This window comes from Stenotrophomonas sp. STEN020, from assembly GCF_056760195.1.
The window spans coordinates 100,409-117,747 of the sequence record NZ_JBRREI010000005.1 but is presented as its reverse complement, the minus strand read 5'-3'; the positions used below and the strand labels follow the sequence as shown (position 1 = coordinate 117,747).

Annotated in this window: 13 protein-coding genes and 1 tRNA gene; 10 read left to right on the top strand and 4 right to left on the bottom strand. The window is 61.4% G+C overall.

Annotated features, from left to right (window positions below; translation table 11 throughout):
- Positions 1-161 precede the first annotated feature (161 nt).
- The 4 genes from dusA to ACVOLZ_RS03955 all read left to right on the top strand — a co-directional run bounded on the left by dusA (position 162) and on the right by ACVOLZ_RS03955 (position 3,963).
- The gene (gene dusA / locus ACVOLZ_RS03970; protein WP_481515134.1) at positions 162-1,169 is read left to right on the top strand and encodes a tRNA dihydrouridine(20/20a) synthase DusA; all 1,008 of its coding nucleotides are present in this window, start codon (positions 162-164) and stop codon (positions 1,167-1,169) included.
- Positions 1,170-1,367: 198 nt separating this feature from the next.
- Positions 1,368-1,757, top strand: a complete 390-nt coding sequence (locus ACVOLZ_RS03965) for a PepSY domain-containing protein (protein WP_481515133.1) — start codon at positions 1,368-1,370, stop codon at positions 1,755-1,757.
- 73 nt (positions 1,758-1,830) lie between these two features.
- On the top strand, positions 1,831-2,514 hold the full coding sequence (locus tag ACVOLZ_RS03960; protein WP_057627010.1) for a response regulator transcription factor: 684 nt from the start codon (positions 1,831-1,833) through the stop codon (positions 2,512-2,514).
- 21 nt (positions 2,515-2,535) lie between these two features.
- Entirely contained in the window at positions 2,536-3,963 is a 1,428-nt protein-coding gene (locus ACVOLZ_RS03955; RefSeq protein ID WP_481515132.1) for an ATP-binding protein, read from the top strand.
- A gap of 218 nt (positions 3,964-4,181) precedes the next feature.
- On the opposite strand, the gene ACVOLZ_RS03950 is transcribed toward ACVOLZ_RS03955, so the two are convergent.
- The gene (locus ACVOLZ_RS03950; protein ID WP_481515146.1) at positions 4,182-4,970 is read right to left on the bottom strand and encodes a M90 family metallopeptidase; all 789 of its coding nucleotides are present in this window, start codon (positions 4,968-4,970) and stop codon (positions 4,182-4,184) included.
- Entirely contained in the window at positions 4,937-5,221 is a 285-nt protein-coding gene (locus ACVOLZ_RS03945; RefSeq protein ID WP_481507829.1) for a hypothetical protein, read from the bottom strand. Before ACVOLZ_RS03945 ends, ACVOLZ_RS03950 begins: the two co-directional genes overlap by 34 nt.
- Positions 5,222-5,346: 125 nt before the next feature.
- On the opposite strand from ACVOLZ_RS03945, the gene birA reads away from it, so the two are divergent.
- The 6 genes from birA (at position 5,347) to ACVOLZ_RS03915 (ending at position 10,093) form a co-directional block, all read left to right on the top strand.
- Complete coding sequence (birA, locus tag ACVOLZ_RS03940; protein ID WP_481515131.1) at positions 5,347-6,312, top strand: bifunctional biotin--[acetyl-CoA-carboxylase] ligase/biotin operon repressor BirA; 966 nt, start codon at positions 5,347-5,349, stop codon at positions 6,310-6,312.
- Positions 6,309-7,046 (top strand): type III pantothenate kinase, encoded by a 738-nt coding sequence (locus ACVOLZ_RS03935; protein ID WP_481515130.1) that lies wholly within the window; start codon positions 6,309-6,311, stop codon positions 7,044-7,046. The genes birA and ACVOLZ_RS03935 overlap by 4 nt, the downstream gene beginning before the upstream one ends.
- A gap of 9 nt (positions 7,047-7,055) precedes the next feature.
- The gene (locus tag ACVOLZ_RS03930) at positions 7,056-7,862 is read left to right on the top strand and encodes an SPOR domain-containing protein (protein WP_481515129.1); all 807 of its coding nucleotides are present in this window, start codon (positions 7,056-7,058) and stop codon (positions 7,860-7,862) included.
- Positions 7,863-7,966: 104 nt separating this feature from the next.
- Positions 7,967-8,042: transfer RNA gene (locus ACVOLZ_RS03925), tRNA-Thr, on the top strand.
- Between the two features lie 172 nt (positions 8,043-8,214).
- Positions 8,215-9,432, top strand: coding sequence for a tyrosine-type recombinase/integrase (locus ACVOLZ_RS03920; RefSeq protein WP_481515128.1), 1,218 nt, complete (start codon positions 8,215-8,217; stop codon positions 9,430-9,432).
- A 316-nt stretch (positions 9,433-9,748) separates the two neighbouring features.
- On the top strand, positions 9,749-10,093 hold the full coding sequence (locus ACVOLZ_RS03915; protein WP_481515127.1) for a nuclear transport factor 2 family protein: 345 nt from the start codon (positions 9,749-9,751) through the stop codon (positions 10,091-10,093).
- Positions 10,094-10,341: 248 nt separating this feature from the next.
- On the opposite strand, the gene avs3b is transcribed toward ACVOLZ_RS03915, so the two are convergent.
- Positions 10,342-11,028: an AVAST type 3 anti-phage proein Avs3b gene (gene avs3b, locus ACVOLZ_RS03910; RefSeq protein ID WP_481515126.1), complete on the bottom strand. Its 687-nt coding sequence runs from the start codon at positions 11,026-11,028 to the stop codon at positions 10,342-10,344.
- Positions 11,009-17,176: an NACHT domain-containing protein gene (locus tag ACVOLZ_RS03905; protein WP_481515125.1), complete on the bottom strand. Its 6,168-nt coding sequence runs from the start codon at positions 17,174-17,176 to the stop codon at positions 11,009-11,011. The genes avs3b and ACVOLZ_RS03905 overlap by 20 nt, the downstream gene beginning before the upstream one ends.
- Positions 17,177-17,339: the final 163 nt, after the last annotated feature.

Sequence of the window (17,339 nt, the reverse complement as noted above, 5' to 3'; positions counted from 1 at the left end):
AGCTTCCGTGCTGCTGTGATCCGCCCGCTTTGGGCGCCACTTGCAGCCAGACGGCCGCACACAAACCCGGTCGCAAGCTGAAAGCCAGCACCGATATGCCAGCGTGAAGCCGGGACTTGGGCGAAAATAGCCGATCCACGCATCACAAGACCTCGCGCTGCATGCCTTCCCTGCCTCAAAACACCCGCTACGCCGACTCCCTGCGTCTGTCCGTCGCCCCGATGATGGACTGGACCGACAGGCATTGCCGGGTATTCCACCGGCTGCTGGCGCCGGGTGCGCGGCTGTACACCGAGATGGTGCATGCCAATGCGGTGATCCATGGCGACCGCGAGCGCCTGATCGGCTTCAATCCGGTCGAGCAGCCGCTGGCGCTGCAGCTGGGTGGCAGCGATCCGGCTGCCCTAGCGCAGGCCGCGCGTATCGCCGCCGATTGGGGCTATGACGAGGTCAACCTCAACTGTGGCTGTCCGTCGGACCGGGTCCAGGCCGGGCGTTTTGGCGCCTGCCTGATGCGCGAACCTGAATTGGTTGCTGAATGCGTCGCGGCGATGGTGACCGCAGTGGATATCCCGATCACGGTCAAATGCCGCCTGGGTGTGGACGAGGACAAGGACTACGACGTGTTTGCCGGTTTTGTGGACCGGCAGGTACAGGCCGGTGCGGCAATGGTGGTGGTGCACGCCCGTAATGCCTGGCTCAAAGGCCTGTCACCCAAGGAGAACCGCGAGATTCCGCCGCTGCGCTACGAATGGGCCTACCAGCTCAAGCGCGAGCGACCGACGCTGCTGTTGGTGATCAATGGCGGCATCGCCACAGTCGAGGCCGCCCAGCAGCATATGCAGCACCTGGACGGGGTAATGCTCGGCCGGGCTGCGTACCACGACCCTTATGTGTTGCATGCGCTGGACTGTGCCCAGACCGGGCAGCCGCTGCGCGGGCGCGAGGAGCTGCTGGTCGCGATGCGCCCCTATGTGGAAGCGCAGCTGGCCGCCGGTCTGGCCCTGAAACACATCACCCGGCACCTGCTTGGCCTGTTCCATGGGCAGCCGGGTGGGCGTGGCTTCCGTCAGGTGCTCAGCGAGGGCGCACACCGGCCCGGCGCTGATTGGGGCTTGGTCGAACAGGCACTGCAGGTCACCCGTCGGCAGGCAGAACGGGTTGCGTGAAGCGTCTGCTGGGGCGGTTATTCGGTATTTGTCCGGTCAGCTTGCTGAACGAGTGCGTCGAGCCGGGGCCGGGTTCAGATCGGATTCACCCCTAAAAATCAAGAATTTGGCTCAATTTCGTAAGCTCTCCGGAAAATTTTCCCGGTCCGTGGTTTACGAATTTTGAACGTTGCCTCGCCGTCCGCTAGGATCTGTCCCATGCATTCGCTTTCCCGTCGTCGTCTGCTGGTCGCCCTGATTGCCACCTTGGTCGTGGCCGGTCCGGGCGTGGTCGTGGCGTCGGCGCAGCAGCCGCAGCAGTCGCGGGGCGACAACGCCCGTGGTGTTGAGGGTGGTGAGCGCGTTGCCCGTGCCGGCCGCCAGGCGGGTACAGACCGCTCGTTGTCCGACGCCGTGCGGCGCGTGCAACGCGAGACCGGTGGGCGCATTCTTGGTGCCGAGCGCGTGCCGTACGACGGCCGCGACATCAACCGTGTCAAATACATGGATGACCGTGGGCGCGTACGCTACATGGACGACCCTGCGCCTTCACGAGACCACCCGCGCGACCAGCGGGCGGAGCTGCCACCACGCGGCGATAACTCCTGAACAGCGATAGTGGTTGTGGTTTTTGAATACACACGCTGGCCGCCAGGCCGGCCCAAAGTACTAGGGAGAGTTCATGCGTATCCTTCTGGTTGAAGACGAAGCCCCGCTGCGGGAAACCCTTGCGGCACGCCTCAAGCGCGAAGGTTTCGCCGTGGATGCCGCTCAGGATGGCGAAGAAGGCCTGTATATGGGCCGCGAAGTGCCGTTCGACGTGGGCATCATCGATCTGGGCCTGCCCAAGATGTCGGGCATGGAGCTGATCCGCGCGCTGCGTGACGAGGGCAAGAAATTCCCGGTGCTGATCCTGACCGCACGTTCCAGCTGGCAGGACAAGGTCGAGGGCCTGAAGCAGGGCGCTGACGACTATCTGGTCAAGCCGTTCCACGTCGAAGAGCTGTTGGCTCGCGTCAACGCGCTGCTGCGCCGTGCCGCTGGCTGGTCCAAGCCGACCCTGGAATGTGGCCCGGTGGCGTTGGATCTGGCCGCACAGACGGTGAGCGTGGCCGGCAGCAATGTCGACCTGACCAGCTACGAGTACAAGGTGCTGGAGTACCTGATGATGCATGCCGGTGAGTTGGTCTCCAAGGCCGACCTGACCGAGCACATCTACCAGCAGGACTTCGACCGCGACTCCAACGTGCTGGAAGTGTTCATCGGCCGCCTGCGCAAGAAGCTCGATCCGGATGGCGAATTGAAGCCGATCGAAACCGTGCGTGGCCGCGGTTACCGTTTCGCGATTCCGCGCAACGAGGGCTGAGCCCCGTAGGGGCGTAGCGTCATGACGGGCCGTCAGTGGCTATTGAAGCGTTGGCGGCCCCGCTCTTTGCAGGCCCGCCAGCTGCTGGCTGCCTCGGTGGGCCTGGTGGCCTTCCTGGCCTTGGCCGGTTACGCACTGGACGCGGCCTTCGGCCAGACCGCACGTGACAACCTCAGTGAGCGTCTGAAGAACTACGCCACCGCCTATGCCGGTGGCATCGATTTCACCCGTGATGGCTCGCTGTACATCCGCGAACAGCCACCGGATCCGCGTTTTGATTTTCCCGGCAGCGGTCTGTACCTGCAGGTCGTCATGCCCGGCCATGTAGCCAACTCGATGTCGGCCGAAGGGCCCATGCTGCCGGACGTGAGCGAGCGTACGCTCAAGCCGCGTGAGGAAGTGTTCGAAGGCCCATTACCCATCACCCAGATCGACGGCACGCCCGGCGAGGTCTATCGCTATGGCATGGGCCTGGTATGGGGTGGCGATGGCGCACCAGAATCCGAATTTCCGTACACCATCTATGTGCTCGAGGACTCGCGCGCGCTGGGCATGCAGCTGCGCAGCTTCCGAGCGGCGGTGTGGTTCTGGCTGGGTGTTACCGGCCTGATCCTGCTGTTGCTGCAGACGCTGGTGCTGCAGTGGAGCCTGCGTCCGCTCAAGCGCGTGATCAACGAGCTGACCCGCGTGCAGCGCGGCGAACGCGAGCGCATGAGCGAACTGCATCCGCGCGAGTTGGAACCGCTGACTGAAAGCATCAACGCCTTCATCGAAAGCGAGCGCGAAAACCTCGAACGCCAGCGCAACACGCTGGCCGACCTGGCGCATAGCTTGAAGACACCGCTGGCAGTGCTGCGTACCCAACTGGAAAGCGGCAACAGCAGCGATGCCGAGTTGCGCGAAGAAGTAGGCGTGCAGCTGCAGCGCATGAACAACCTGGTGTCCTACCAGCTGGCGCGCGCTGCATCGTCCGGGCACAAGCTGTTCTCGGCACCGGTGCCGATCGAAACCACCGCCGAAGAAATCGTGCGTGGACTGGAAAAGGTCTACGCCGCCAAGGGTGTGTTCTGCGAGTTCGAGGTAACGCCGGGGGTGAACTTCTACGGCGAGCCGGGCGACTTGCAGGAACTGCTGGGCAACCTGCTGGAGAACGCCTTCAAGTGGGCCAACCGCCGCGTGCTGCTGACGGCCAAGCCGATCACCGCAGGCAACGGCAAGCGCGCCGGTCTGGTGCTGGCAGTGGACGATGATGGCCCGGGTATTGCCGAGGACAACATCGCCAAGGTGCTGCAGCGTGGCGTGCGTGGCGATGAGCGCGTGCAGGGCCATGGCATCGGTCTGTCGATCGTGCAGGACCTGATCAAGGCCTATCGCGGTGAACTGCAGGTCAAACGTTCCGAAGAACTGGGCGGTGCCCGTTTCGAAGTGACCTTGCCGCCGGGTATCTGATTCCGGAGGAGGGCTACGGCATCGGCCGGTCGGCTGTCCTCCGCACTGGGTGCGTGAGGAGTCAAAGCCAAAGTCAAAATCAAAGACCAACCCCTCCCCAGCCCTCCCCTACGCACTGCGTGCGCAAGGGAGGGAGCAAGGCATGCGCTCCGCTCCCTCCCTTTGGCGTAGCCAAGGGGAGGGTCGGGGAGGGGTTGGCTTTTGATCTTGCCTCAGCGCTACCGCAGTCCAGCTTCAACCGGCCCATAAAACCGTCGAAGATGCTCCGCCACCGCCGGCATCGTCCGCACCAGCAGTTCCGGCGCGGAGAAGTGGTACTCGCTGACTACCGCAAAAAACTCCTCCGGCGCTTCCGCCGCATATGGATCAATCACGGTCTCAACATCCGCATCCACCTGCGCGCAGAACGCGTCATAGGCCTGCTGGAAATCCCGCGCCCATTGCCGCTGCCATTCACGCGGCAACGGCGGCGTGCCATCGATGGCGCCATCCAGCGCATCGATCTTGTGCGCCATCTCATGCACGGCCACGCAGAAGCCAGCCTGCGGATCGGCAATATCACCCTGCACATCGGCCCACGACAGGATCAGCGGGCCGCTGCCCCAGGCTTCGCCGATAAGCTCGTCGTCCCACTCATGCATTACCCCGGCTGCATCGGTATGGCTCTGGCGTACCCGGAACGCATCCGGATACACCACCAGCTCCGACCAACCATGCAGGCCCTCGCGGCCGAACTCGATCAGCGGCAGGCAACACAAGGCGGCCAGCAACATGCGCTGGCCCTCATCCAGTTCCAGTCCGGTAACAGGAGTGATGGTCTTGCGTTGCAGGAACAGTTCCACCAGCGCCCGCAGCTTGCGCTCGCGTTCGGCGGACAAGGTGGACAGCCACAGACATTGCTGGCAGGTGTGCTGCCAGAGCGTGTCATCAAGCGGAGGCGGTGTGCGCTGCCACCAGCGCAACAACGACTGGATCAGCGGAACATCCCGGGCAGCAGGCGATGCCAGCGTGGTGCACGCAGACGCGGCAACAGATCATCGTCGCTGCCGCCACCGGCACGCGGGGTGGCGGTCTTGGCCGGGACCGGAGTCGCCGGCGGGGCGTTGGCGATGCTGACGGCGGCGGCCGGGGCGGCGACGCGCTCCACTTCGGCCGGGGCGTAGCTGCACGCACTTTGGCCAGCGCCGCCGAGCGCATCCGAAGCCTGCGCTGCAACTGGCGCCAGCAACAGGATCAGGCAATGAGCGAGGTGGCGCATCGTCAACATCCAAAGGCGGGCTAATTCCCGATTCTAGCCTGCTTTTTCTCCAGAAAAGGGGAGCGGCGCTGGGCGGCCCTCGGGGCATGCCGCATAATTTCCGGGTCTGTTGTGAGGGAACTGCCGTGGATGACCGCCAACTGCTGGCCAAGCTGGGTACCGGAGCGTTGTCCGGTGACGCGCTGGCGCGTGAGCTTGGGCTGACCCGGGCGGCCGTCTGGAAGCGTATTCAAGGGCTGCGCGCCGCTGGCGTGGCGATCGAGGGCCGTGCCGGTGACGGTTATCGGCTGGCCCAGCCGCTTGAGTTGCTGGACCCGGCACAGATCCGCACCGGTCTGCCGGCGGTGGTATTGCCGCTGCTGTCCGAGTTGGAAATAGGCTGGACATTGAGCTCAACCAACACGGAATTGCTGCAGCGCAGCGCGCCTGAGCGCGGAACCGCGGTCCTATTGGCCGAGCGCCAGACCGGTGGCCGTGGTCGCCGTGGCCGCCATTGGGCCTCGCCTTTGGCAGCGCATGTCTATCTTTCACTGTCGCGCGGCTTTGGTGGTGGCCTGTCGCGGATGGGCGGGCTGAGCCTGGCGGTCGGGGTGGCGGTGGTCGAAGCCCTGCACGGGCTGGGTTTCCGCAATGCCGGCTTGAAGTGGCCCAACGACGTGGTCGTGGACGGGCACAAGCTCGGCGGCCTGCTGGTGGAGGGCGGCGGCGAATTTGCCGGCCCGGCACGGGCGGTGATCGGGCTGGGTTTGAACGTGCGCATGCCGCAGGCCAGCGCCGCAGATATCACCCAACCGTGGACCGATCTGGATACGCTGGCCGGCGCCGAGGTGTCGCGTAATACCGTGGTGGCGGCTTTGCTGACGTCCTTGCTGCCTGCGCTGGAGCAGTTCGAGCAGCACGGCCTGGCACCGTTCCTGCCGCGCTATGCGGGCATGGACGTGTTGCAGGGCCGCGCGGTGCGAGTGGAAGAAGCCGGCGTGCTGCACGATGGCGTGGCCTGCGGGCTGGCCGAGGACGGCGCATTGCGGGTGAATATTGATGGGCGGGAAACCTGTTTCCATGCCGGCGAAGTCAGCGTGAGGGCGGCATGAGCGATTGGTTGTTTGATCTGGGCAATTCGCGTTTCAAATTTGCGCCGCTGCACGGCAATCGCGCCGGCAGCGTGCAGGCCTGGGCGCATGGCGCCGAGGCGATCACCGCCAGTGCGCTGGAAGCCCTGCCGCAAGGCGATACCGCCTGGGTGGCCAGCGTTGCCTCGGCAGCGTTGACCGAAGAAGTCATGCAGATTCTGCAGGCCCGCTTCACTACGGTGCAGGTGGCCAAAACCCTGCCGCAGTGTGCGGGCGTAACCGTAGCCTACGCACGACCGGAGAAGTTCGGCATCGATCGCTTCCTCGGCTTGCTGGCGGTGGCGCCAGCGCAGAAATCGGTGCTGGTGGTCGGCGTCGGCACTGCTCTTACCATCGACCTGATCGATGCTGATGGCCTGCATCGTGGCGGCCGCATCGGTGCCTCGCCAACGGTGATGCGCGAAGCCCTGCATGCGCGTGCTGTGCAGTTGCCCGCCACCGGCGGCGACTACGCCGAGTTCGCCAACGACACCGCCGATGCATTGGCTTCCGGCTGCGATGGCGCTGCGGTGGCATTGGTCGAACGCAGCCTGCGCCAGGCGCAGCTGTTGCTCGGCAGCGAACCGGCACTTGTAGTGCATGGCGGCGGCGCATTGCCGTTGCTGCCGTTGCTGCCTGATGCCGACTACCGGCCGGCACTGGTGCTGGATGGTCTGGCGCGCTGGGCAGTTCACCACGGCGCGTGCGCCCGGTAGGATCACCGCATGCTGACCCGTCTCCTTATCGTCCTGCTGGCCATCCTCAATGTTGGTGTCGCGCTGTGGTGGATGGCGCCGCGCGCCGAACCGGTCGTCGCTGCGCCACGTGCCGAGCCCGGCGTTGCCAGTCTGGAAGTACTGCCGTCACCGGCGACCAGCAATACCAATCCCGTTGCCCCGGCTGCCGCTGAAACCGCTGTTACTTCGGCAACGGATGCTGCCTCGCTCGCGGCGGCGCCTGCGGTAGCTGCTACCGAAGCCAAGCCGGCGGAGCTGCCGCCAGCTGCCACTGCAGCGGTCGAAGCCAAACCCGACGAGGCCAAGCCGGCCGAAGTAAAGCCGCCAGCCGTCGTGCAATGCGCCAGTCTTGGTCCCTACGCCACACAGGCGCAGGCGCAGGCGGCATTGACCGCACTGGGTGCTGATGCCGCACGCCCGCGTCTGCGCGAAGTGCCCGGCAAGGCCGCCAACAGCTACCGGGTACTGATTGCCCCGGCCGCCTCGCGTGAGGAAGCCCAGGCCACCGCCAAGCGCATCGTCGACGCTGGTTTCAGCGACTACTTCATCGTCTCCCAGGGCGAGGAAGCCAATGCCGTCGCCCTGGGCCAGTACCGCAACCGCGAAGGCGCCGAGCGCCGCCTGGCGACCCTTACCGCAGCCGGCTTCCCGGCCAAATTGGCCGCCAGCGGCACCGAAATCGCCCCCAGCTGGTGGGTGGACACCGCCACCGCCGGCGCCGCGACCCCGGCCAGCTTGAAGCAGCGTGCAGCTGCCGCCCAACAACAGTCGTTGGATTGCGCGCGTCTGCGGTAGAATGGCGCGCCCGGCCACGGCGGGGATCGGGAAGAGCCGGTCTTGACCAGCTTTCCTCCGGTTGCAGCGCTACCATCGCGCAACCGCAGCACGTAACACGCCTTGCCGCTTTAGCTCAGTTGGTAGAGCAACTGTCTTGTAAACAGTAGGTCATCCGTTCGATTCGGATAAGCGGCACCATCGCCTGATCCTATGGCGTCCAGGCAAGTCCAGAATTCATACTAAGCCCGCAGAAATGCGGGCTTTTTTGTGCGCTTTGGTTCGAGCTTGTCCACGTACATCCAGCGACGTTGGGGGTACAAGTGGGGGTACATTTCGGAAAATGGAGTTCAGCAAGGAGGATGTACCCCCAATGGGTGCTAAGCAATTGACAGATATGGCCGCGCGCAACGCGAAGGCCAAGGACAAGCCTTACAAGTTGGCAGCAGGAGCAGGCCTCTACCTGCACGTGATGCCCAATGGTGCGAGGTACTGGCGGATGAAGTACCGCTGGGATGGCAAGGAGAAACTACTGGCGATCGGGGTGTACCCCGAGGTCTCACTGAAGGAAGCAGGCGAAGCCCGGGATCAGGCGAGAGCGAGGCTTCGTGGTGGGCATGATCCCTCCGAGCACAAGCAATTGAGCAAGCTCACGTCCAAGTTGTCAGTGGATACCCGCTTCCAAGCGATAGCCATGGAATGGCTCGAGTCACGGGGGGACTTGGCGCAGTCAACGCGGGAGAAGGCGGCATGGATGCTGGAGACCTATGCTTTCCCGTGGTTGGGTAAACGCCAGATCCATGAGATCAGCACCGCTGAGGTGTTGGCGGTCCTGCGTAGGTTGGAGGCTCAGGAGAAGATAGAGTCGACGCAGCGCCTTCGCCAAATCTGTGGGCAGGTGTTTCGCTACGCCGTGGCTACAGGAAGGTTGGATCGTGACCCGACCAGTGCTCTTCGCGGTGCTCTGAAGACGGCGAAGAATAGGCACTACGCTTCAATAACCGATCCAGCGAAGGTCGGTGAGCTTATGCGGGCGATTGATGGGTACACGGGGCAGCTCGTCACGCAGTGCGCGCTCCGCTTTGCTCCCCTGGTCTTCACTCGTCCTGGTGAACTGCGGAAGGCAGAATGGAAGGAGTTCGATCTTGCGGCGAAGCAATGGAACATCCCTGGAGCGAAAATGAAGATGGGGGTAGCTCACGTTGTTCCGCTATCCAAGCAGGCTGTTGCTGTACTTGAGGAGCTGCGGCCTGTCACGGGGAATGGACGCTACGTGTTTCCGTCCGTTCGGAGTTCAGGGGATCCAATGAGTGAGAACACCGTCAATGCAGCCCTTCGTCGCCTGGGCTACGGGACTGACGATATGACCGGACATGGCTTCCGAAGTATGGCGTCCACGTTGCTGCATGAGATGGGATGGACATCAGATGCGATCGAAAGGCAGCTTGCTCACTCTGAAAGAAACCCCATCAAAGCTGCCTACAATCGGGCGGAACACCTGCCTGAGCGTAGGAAGATGATGCAGGCGTGGGCAGACTACTTGGATAAGCTGAAGGGGAAAGGTCAGCCGCACCTAAAGTTGGTGGGCTGACTCTCCGCTTTTATGTCTTAGATTGCCCTGCGCGGCTGCTGTCGCGCAGGGCGCTATCGACCCAAAACGGACATCTCCACGTCTATCGGTGCGAGTTTGGAGCGGGGGCAAGGCGTGCCGCTAGCTCGCGTCGTGCGCTGGCTTGTTGGCTGAACTCGCCAGCCCTAACATCAAGTTGCACCGAGGGAAACGCACGTCATGTGGTGCTCCTCGGATAGTCGTGTACTCGGCCCTATGAGTTCGTCTACTAGTCAGCTAGGCTTGCTTGGAGAGATCATGAACCACTCGAACATCGAAGTATCTCATTGACCGCTACTTGGCTTCCTACAACGCGTTTGACGTTGATGGAATGCTGTCGCTTCTTTCCAAAGATGTTCGCTTCGAAAACTACGCGGGCGACCAACTTACGGCGGCAACAACCGGAGCTGCTGAGTGCAGACAACTCGCGGAGCAGTCTAAGTTGTTGTTCTCTGAGCGCGAGCAACGCATAACGGGCTTGGAGTTGGGCCACGACTCCGCCATTGCAACCATTGCGTACCGTGGAACGCTGGCCGCAGACATTCCTAACGGCCCGCTCGCCGGTCCTGTTCTCGACCTTCAAGGAAAATCGGAGTTCTCATTCGGCAATGGGCAGATCACAAAAATCGTTGACCGTAGTTGAGTGCATGCCTAATAGACCAGCCGACGCCGCTAGGCAAAAGCCAAAGTGCTGTGAGCAGCCCCCCTTGGTTCTGGACCCTATGTGGCCCAAAGCGGACATTCGCTTGCCCAGACTGCTCGAGACTTTGACCGCGTGCTCGGCCCGGCCACTTAGGCTTCATGGTCTGCACAGGCTAGGTTGCAGCTTCCTGAAGGTGGCCTGTTCACACAAAACATGGCACAGACTCCTCCGAAAGTTCGCTAGCTTTGCTAACTTGCGTCGTTCTCTTGGTTATCCAATACTGATAGGCGAACGCGCAACTCATCAGCAATCATGGCTGCAAGTCCCATGAATCCTTCGAGTTTGGCGAGTTTGTCTTTCATTCTCTGTACCGCCAACTCTGATTCCGAATCTATCCGCTCATCCGGATCAAGAACGAATCTGATCAAGGGTTCGTCGATTTCTGCTTGTGTGCCTGCCTCTTGCGCCAGCGCAACCCATGGAAGAGCGTTGGTTGCTGCCGTCCCAGCGGCCTCCCGTAGTGAAAATGCAATCAATATTCGGGCGGTGTGATCCAGGCTGATCGCGAGATCAAGCCATGTGCGCGCGGGTTCGTCGGGTTCAACATCTTCCGTCGCGCGAAGAGAGCTGGGAAAGTAACGGCTTTCTTTGCGATCAATATCTAGCGAGGCCAGAGTGCGGAGAGCGGGCTCCAGCTCCCTGAACGGCCGCAATCTTCTTGGCAGCGAGTCGCGATGTTCCCACAGCAATAGGATAGCGTTGGCGCATGCGGTTTCGGCAGCCGTCTTGGCCTTACCCTTCGCAGTCTCGGTGGCAGCGATCTTCTCCGCGATGTCGTGAATCATCCAGGATGCCAGAAGATCCTCGTCGGTATTCAGCTCCGCGACCAAACGCTTGCCCAGTTCCACAATTGCTTTAGAGCGAGTGAGCGACACCGTCTTCTCCCATCAAGTAGTAGCGACTGTAGGGGGCATAGTGAAACTGGTTGCTTTCCCAATCATCGTGGTTGCGGTTGGGATGGCGGCGGACCTCGACACTCAGAATAAGCAGCATCCCGCGGTTGGCTTTGAGCAGCTCGCGGATGAATGGCTGGTCGCAACTCATGCGCCAGCCGGCCTCGCTCTCCTTGTCGTCGCCATACCCGGTCGTCTCCGACCATGTTTCGCTATGTACAACTCCCCCCTCAGGTGCAACCCAGTGGCGACTATCCGGGGATTCAGCCAGACCTATCTCCTCTACGATGCGGTCGAACGGGGCGGGTCCCGGAAAGCGGAGGCCCTCACCCCAAGGATCGGCCTCATCGAGTCGCAGTGGCACGCTGTGCTCGGTGATCCATCCAATCAGTTTCTTAGTACCGACTTGTAGATCACGTTCCTCATCCTCGCCGACCAATCTGAACCTGCCCAGTTCGGGCGCTGTCTGCAAGGCAGACAACAGTGCTTCGGCTCCATCCTTGGTTACAAGGGCACTACGGATGGATACGTCCTCCTTGGCTCTATTGATGCGTCCAGTCCAGTTCCCGGAAACTACTGTCATTCCGTTTTCCGTTGCGAGCTGCTGATCCAGGTAGTCCGCGGTGACGCTCCCGCACCATTCCTTCTCCGAGTATTCACTAGGTACCGCTAGGTTGCTAATCGGCCGGGGATCCCGACGGTCGGATACCCACCTGCCCGAGGGATCGGTAAGTTGATACCTGGAAATCCATTCCTCGAATTCGTTGATGGGCGAATCGGGGCTTCGCAGAACAGGCTTGTCGCGGAGAAGTTCCGCAGCCGAGAACATCAAGGCGTGGAATGCGTGATACGCACGGAGATCATCGGTATCCGGACTGCTGCCGTGGGAATGGTGCGTCTCGCGGTCGCGGAATACCTTTCGGCCATGCCTGGCGTCATGGCTCCAGTCGCTGTTCTTCGTCCATCGCATGTGTTGTCGCATCGCGCGTAGCGAGCGCTTCTCGACCGATTTCTCCGACAGTCCGAACACCCTCCCGAGGGGGGCGAACCAATAGGGGCCAATGTCAATTCCGAAGTAATACCTATCTTTATCATCCGAGGGCCCGGGATCGGGCTCATCGTTTTCTTCATCGTGGCTTCCCCATCTGCGGGTAGTGATCTCCGGTAGCTTTGGCTGATTGACTGCCACGATCACCTCTAGTACCTCTTCGCCCACGATTTGCGCGTTGACTAGCGACAGGAGTGTGCGTGTGGCGAAATCCCGGATGAGGACGTGATCCATTTCCAGGCAATCCCGGATGGAAATGGCAAAGGGTCGCAGGCTCTCCGGATTCTCCATTGCGCCACGGGCGACTCCAATCAGGAACCAGAGCCGGGCATGCCATCCGTAGAACGCGAGTCCGCGATCGGTGAATGGATCGGCATCCGTTCGCTTCAGCCACGCAAACAACGTTTCGAGGAGTTCGGTCCACCCGAGCTCGACTAGCGAGCGGACAACGTGAGCATACTCCCACCGCTTGGCGGTTTCCGGGGACGCAAGCCCCGCCCATATGAAGCCCGCGAAGGCGACGGTGATCGACTCGGGAGGCGCCAGATCGGCTTGCCACGGGCCGTCCCCATCGTCTGGCCGGAGTATGTCGTCCAGTAGCTTCAGGCCATAGTTGAGAACCTCATCGGCCTCCTCAGGGGTGATTGATACGGAAAGCGGCTCCAGCATCTGGAACAGATCGCTCGCACCCATCGAGTCCGTGCATGCCGCGAATCCCTCGAGTGCAGCCTCAACGACGTCGTCATCTGCAACCACGCCCGCGTCGTAAAGCTCATGGAAGTCGATATATGAGCCCCAGCGGTCCCGCCTGACGCGGGTCGGATCATTCCGACAGGCTGCTAACACGGCCGACCGCAAGGCTACCCGTAGGGACTGTAACGCCGGGATTGGTCGGTCGATTGCACTTAAAAGGCAGTTCAACTCGAACAGGCCGAAGTCTGGCCACATCGCGACCGCGTTGATGAAGTCGGGTCGATGACCCACCTTGATTCTGGAAAGTGCTTCGCGAAAGAACTTCTCTAGCTCGTACGGTGGATCGAAGTAGCGAAGGTCGGCATAGGCAAGTCTGAGCGCATCTGGATCGGTCAAATCGACGCCTTGGAAGTAGGTGTTCCAAATCGGACGACGTCTGGTGTCGGTCGCCTGATTGGGCGGCGATCCCAGGTACGCTGCACTAGTACGCTTTTTGGAAGCCTCCTGAAGCGCCTCATCCCTTTCACTCTTGGCAAGGAGTCGTTCGAGATCGGGAAAATCGAGGTCGTATTCCTTAGCGATCTCGGCAAGGCTAGACCAAGACGTGGTTTTTCCGCCTCTCAGGCGAATGTAGCGATACGAAACGCCCGCGATTCGTTGCCGCACCTCGGGGCGACCTTCCTGGCCAAGCGCGCGCTGAAGGTCTTTGCGCCTGTTCCAGTAGGCGTCCATTCCCGAAAGCGCGATGGGGGCGATGGAGGGGATTTGATCCCTATCCATCAACCGGTAGACCACTTCGGGCAGCAGGCGGGTCATGTAACCGAACCTCCTGTCGCGCCAGCGACTTAATATCGCGAATGCAGAGGAGGGGCAGAGATCGGTCAGTGCCTGAACCGTGTTATCCCAGGCGAAATGCTTGTCGCGGGCGACGTATTCGTACGTCAGTTCCGCCGCCCGCGAGAGGTGATATGCCGTCTCTGGTCGTCTGGTACCGGATCCTGCCGAATGGGCTAGATTGAGCAGAGCATCCCACCTGTACAGGTTCTCCTCGCCGATTCGATTTGAGATTTCGATCGCCTGGTTGAAGCAGGCGCTGGCCTCCGCTGGACTGACGTTCAATACGGAACGCGCCAGGGCCACGTAGGATTCCGCGCGCGTTTCCGCATGCTCCCGTGACCCTTCAAGGTCTCCGTACACCCTGCTGACAAGATACAGAGCAAAGTCGTCAAATCCCTGGATGTGTCCTGCCAGACGGCAAAGCGAAATAAGCGTATCGGTCCAAAGTGGCTGCTCAAGTTCGGAAATCCACTCCCTGAGGGCAGTGGGGTCCGGGGGGGCGCTGGCAGACAGGTCTCGCAGGATGCACAGCCATTCGATCGCAGCCGTCTGCCGCAGCGTGTGCTCCTGTCCGTATACCCGTGCTTCAGCACGGCTCGTCGCCTTGCACGCTTCGTCGATTGCCTCATCCACATTTACGGGCTTGCGACCACACGCTATCTCTGCGGCAAGAACGAACCAAGGGAGGCGACCTCCGACCTCCCGGTCGAAGACCTCCCGCTCCTGACTTTTTTTGTACGCGTTCTTGTTTTCGCTATCCTGATCGATGGAAGGCGGTAACAGGCTATCCGAGGCCACGGTCTCGCCTCGAAGCGCAGCCTCGAGAGCATAGGCACGCAAGAGCTGCGATCGCCCGGTGTTGAATCTGCTGGTCAGGTCATTGGGTGGAGTGGTTGGCAAGTATCGGCGGATTATTTTGGCCCATTTCTCATGCTCCGCCGGCAGTATTTTGATGGCGATCTCGACGGTGGAGCAGACCGCTCGCAGGATGGGCCAAGGGTCGTTCCATTGGCTGTCCAGTCCATCCAGCTTAATGCGCCGGTCGGTGAGTACCCGGAGCGCCCTTCCAATCGACTCTGCGGGAAGCAGGTGGCCAATCTCCCGGGCCTCAGTTGCGAGGCCCAGGACCAGCCAAACGTTCCTCGATGCCGCCATGCAAAATGAATCGAGTTGCTCCAGCCGCCCGATATCGGCAAGGCCACGAGCGATGCGCCTTCCCGCGGCCAGTGCATGTGGTCGCCATGTCCAACGCCTGAGGAACCACGCGGCCTCGGCGGGGCTTTTGATCCTGAGGGTTGCTAGCGCAAACTCGGCCCGGTCGGCATCCGTGACCTTTTCGTGCTGCCGCTCCTCTTCCGGGAGGGAGGCCCAGGTCTTCAGCCATTCGGTTGCCATCCGGAGCTTGCTCGCTGCCTCCGCATTGAATTCATCACGTGCGGAGAGAAAACCCGCGTCGTACACGTGGTGCGATCCCATCCAGGTTGACCCGAAAACCCTCCTGGATACTATCTCTTCGATCCGATCGGCCGCCATGATGGCGCCGGCAATATCGGTATTCTCCTGGATGAGTTTGTACTGGCGATCTTCGCCCGCGCACTCGCCACCGGCCTTGAGTGCCAGCTTGGCAGCGGCGACGTTGTTGCCTTGCATCAAGCATGCTTTCAACGCAAATGTGAGCCTCTGGGTCTCAACGTCACGTCTTTCAATGGGGCTGTCGACCGGCAGGCTCTTTCCGGACAATGCCAGCTCGACAAGCTCGTTCAATAGACCTGCCTGAAGCATCAACTGCGGCAGTGCGGCAGCGGCATACGAGCTATGCGCGGCGATTGGTTGTAGCCGATCCAGGAACTGCCTGAAGCCCGCGGCATCGGGTTTGAAACGGTCCTGGAACCATGTTTCGGCAGGTTCGTCCAGGAAGTGCACACCGTTGCCTTTGATGACCAACGGTCGGCCGAGATCGGTGACGAAGCTGCGGATCGCGCCTTCAGGCGATCCGGAGAGTGTCGCCAGCACCGATATCGGCACCAGCGGGCGGAGTACGGCAAGCGCTTGGCAGATCGCCTCGATTTGGGATGCTTCGACCGTGCCGACCCTGTCCCGCAACCGCACGATGGCCTTTTCAAGCACTTCGCCAAGTGCCGTCTGTACGGTACTCGGGTTAGGTCCAAGTTCCTTCAACATCTTAGGTAATGGAAGGCCCTGGGATAGCGCCAATGCCTGCAAGCGCGGATTGGAGCTGCTGAGGAAAGCAAACTCCTTGACCTCGCTTTCTGTCGCGTTTGGATAAACGCTCCTGAGGTGTCGGGCCGTTTCATCCTCGGAGAATGGGAGAAGTTCGATCAGCTTTGCGTGCGGGGGCGCGTTCAGTCTGGACAGCCGATGCGTACGGCAGGTCATGACCAGTCTGATACCAGGGGGCAGGCTGGTCCGAATGAGGTCACGCACGAAGCTGGAAGGCTCTCCTTGCTCCTCGGCAGCCATTTCGGCGTTGTCTGCGGCATCAATGATGATGCACAGGCTCGATTCGGGATCCCGCGCGCGAAGCAAGTCGACGGCTTGGGAGAGCCTGCTGACGAAGGCCCTCATATACGCCTTCCCGTCCGCCCGAGTAGTAGGGATAAGCGGGTAACAGAGGCCGCGCGCGGCCAGCTCGTTTGCAATTTGGACGAGCGCATCCCGGAACCGATGTCGGAAATGCAAGACGGAGCGACCAAGTCCTTCGCCATAGCAGTCGTAAAGCACGGCTTCCGATCCGGGGGACATCAGGTGCGATATCCGAGAAGCGATTACCGATTTCCCGACGCCTCCATCGGCATGGATCACGAAAGGCACATCTGTCATTCGGACCGTCGACAGAATCTCGGGCTCCTGTCTCCGGGGCATCAGGCCCGAGGTGTCAGGGATATGCGATTCGGCTGGACGCAGGTCCTCCTCAGAAGTCTTCAGCGCTCGCAGGACATCGCGACGGCGAATTGCGGGGTCCCGCTCGAACTCTGCCGTGGCCTTGCGGGTCACGAGTTCCTTCAGCTGGACGGGTGCATCCATGTCGGCGTCTGGCAGGAATGCACAGACATCTTGGGTCAATAGATTTCGCTGGGCCCAGAGATCGTCTTCGTCAGCTTGGAGCCTGAAAAGCTGGAAGAATGCTTGTATCTGTATCTTGTCCAGTGCCGTTCCGCCAACAAGCGTTTTCCTGATGGCCGGATGGCGATCCTTGGCGCCGTTGGCCAGGTCGGCGAGCGCTTCCACCACCTTTGAATCCGCTGGTCTGGTCGCAATGAATTTGAACCTTAACTTGTTCGCGAGCTCCTCGACAGAAAAGTGGGAGCGAAGTCCAACGTACTTGGCGATGAAACCGGCGATGGTTCCCTTCAGGTCGCTGGCCTTCAGTTCCTTGTCGCCGCGCTTCGTCGAATGCTTCAACTGGATGTAATGGACCCGGCGGGACGCCGAGATATCCTCGCTTCCAAAGTACAAGGCAACGTCGATGACCTCGTCACCATCAGGAGAAGCGTCCGTGGCTTCCTGATTCGATGCGCCTTCGATAGTCACCGTGACTAGGTCTGTAGCTCCAGGGAGGAGCTTCAAGCATTGGCGCGCAGCCCAATGGTAGTGAAACTGGTCGCCACTCCTACTGGGGCGCACAGAGCTGTTCCCGACCATTCCGGACACCCCCACTTCTTTTGATTGGCTAGAGTAGCGTCAATCCAGATGT

Bases quoted from the DNA above. Each gene is read 5' to 3' on its own strand.
- ACVOLZ_RS03920 (WP_481515128.1), top strand. From the start codon at position 8,215: ATGGGTGCTAAGCAATTGACAGATATGGCCGCGCGCAACGCGAAGGCC.
- dusA (WP_481515134.1), top strand. From the start codon at position 162: ATGCCTTCCCTGCCTCAAAACACCCGCTACGCCGACTCCCTGCGTCTG.
- ACVOLZ_RS03930 (WP_481515129.1), top strand. From the start codon at position 7,056: ATGCTGACCCGTCTCCTTATCGTCCTGCTGGCCATCCTCAATGTTGGT.
- ACVOLZ_RS03945 (WP_481507829.1), bottom strand. From the start codon at position 5,221: ATGCGCCACCTCGCTCATTGCCTGATCCTGTTGCTGGCGCCAGTTGCA.
- ACVOLZ_RS03960 (WP_057627010.1), top strand. From the start codon at position 1,831: ATGCGTATCCTTCTGGTTGAAGACGAAGCCCCGCTGCGGGAAACCCTT.
- ACVOLZ_RS03955 (WP_481515132.1), top strand. From the start codon at position 2,536: ATGACGGGCCGTCAGTGGCTATTGAAGCGTTGGCGGCCCCGCTCTTTG.
- ACVOLZ_RS03965 (WP_481515133.1), top strand. From the start codon at position 1,368: ATGCATTCGCTTTCCCGTCGTCGTCTGCTGGTCGCCCTGATTGCCACC.
- ACVOLZ_RS03935 (WP_481515130.1), top strand. From the start codon at position 6,309: ATGAGCGATTGGTTGTTTGATCTGGGCAATTCGCGTTTCAAATTTGCG.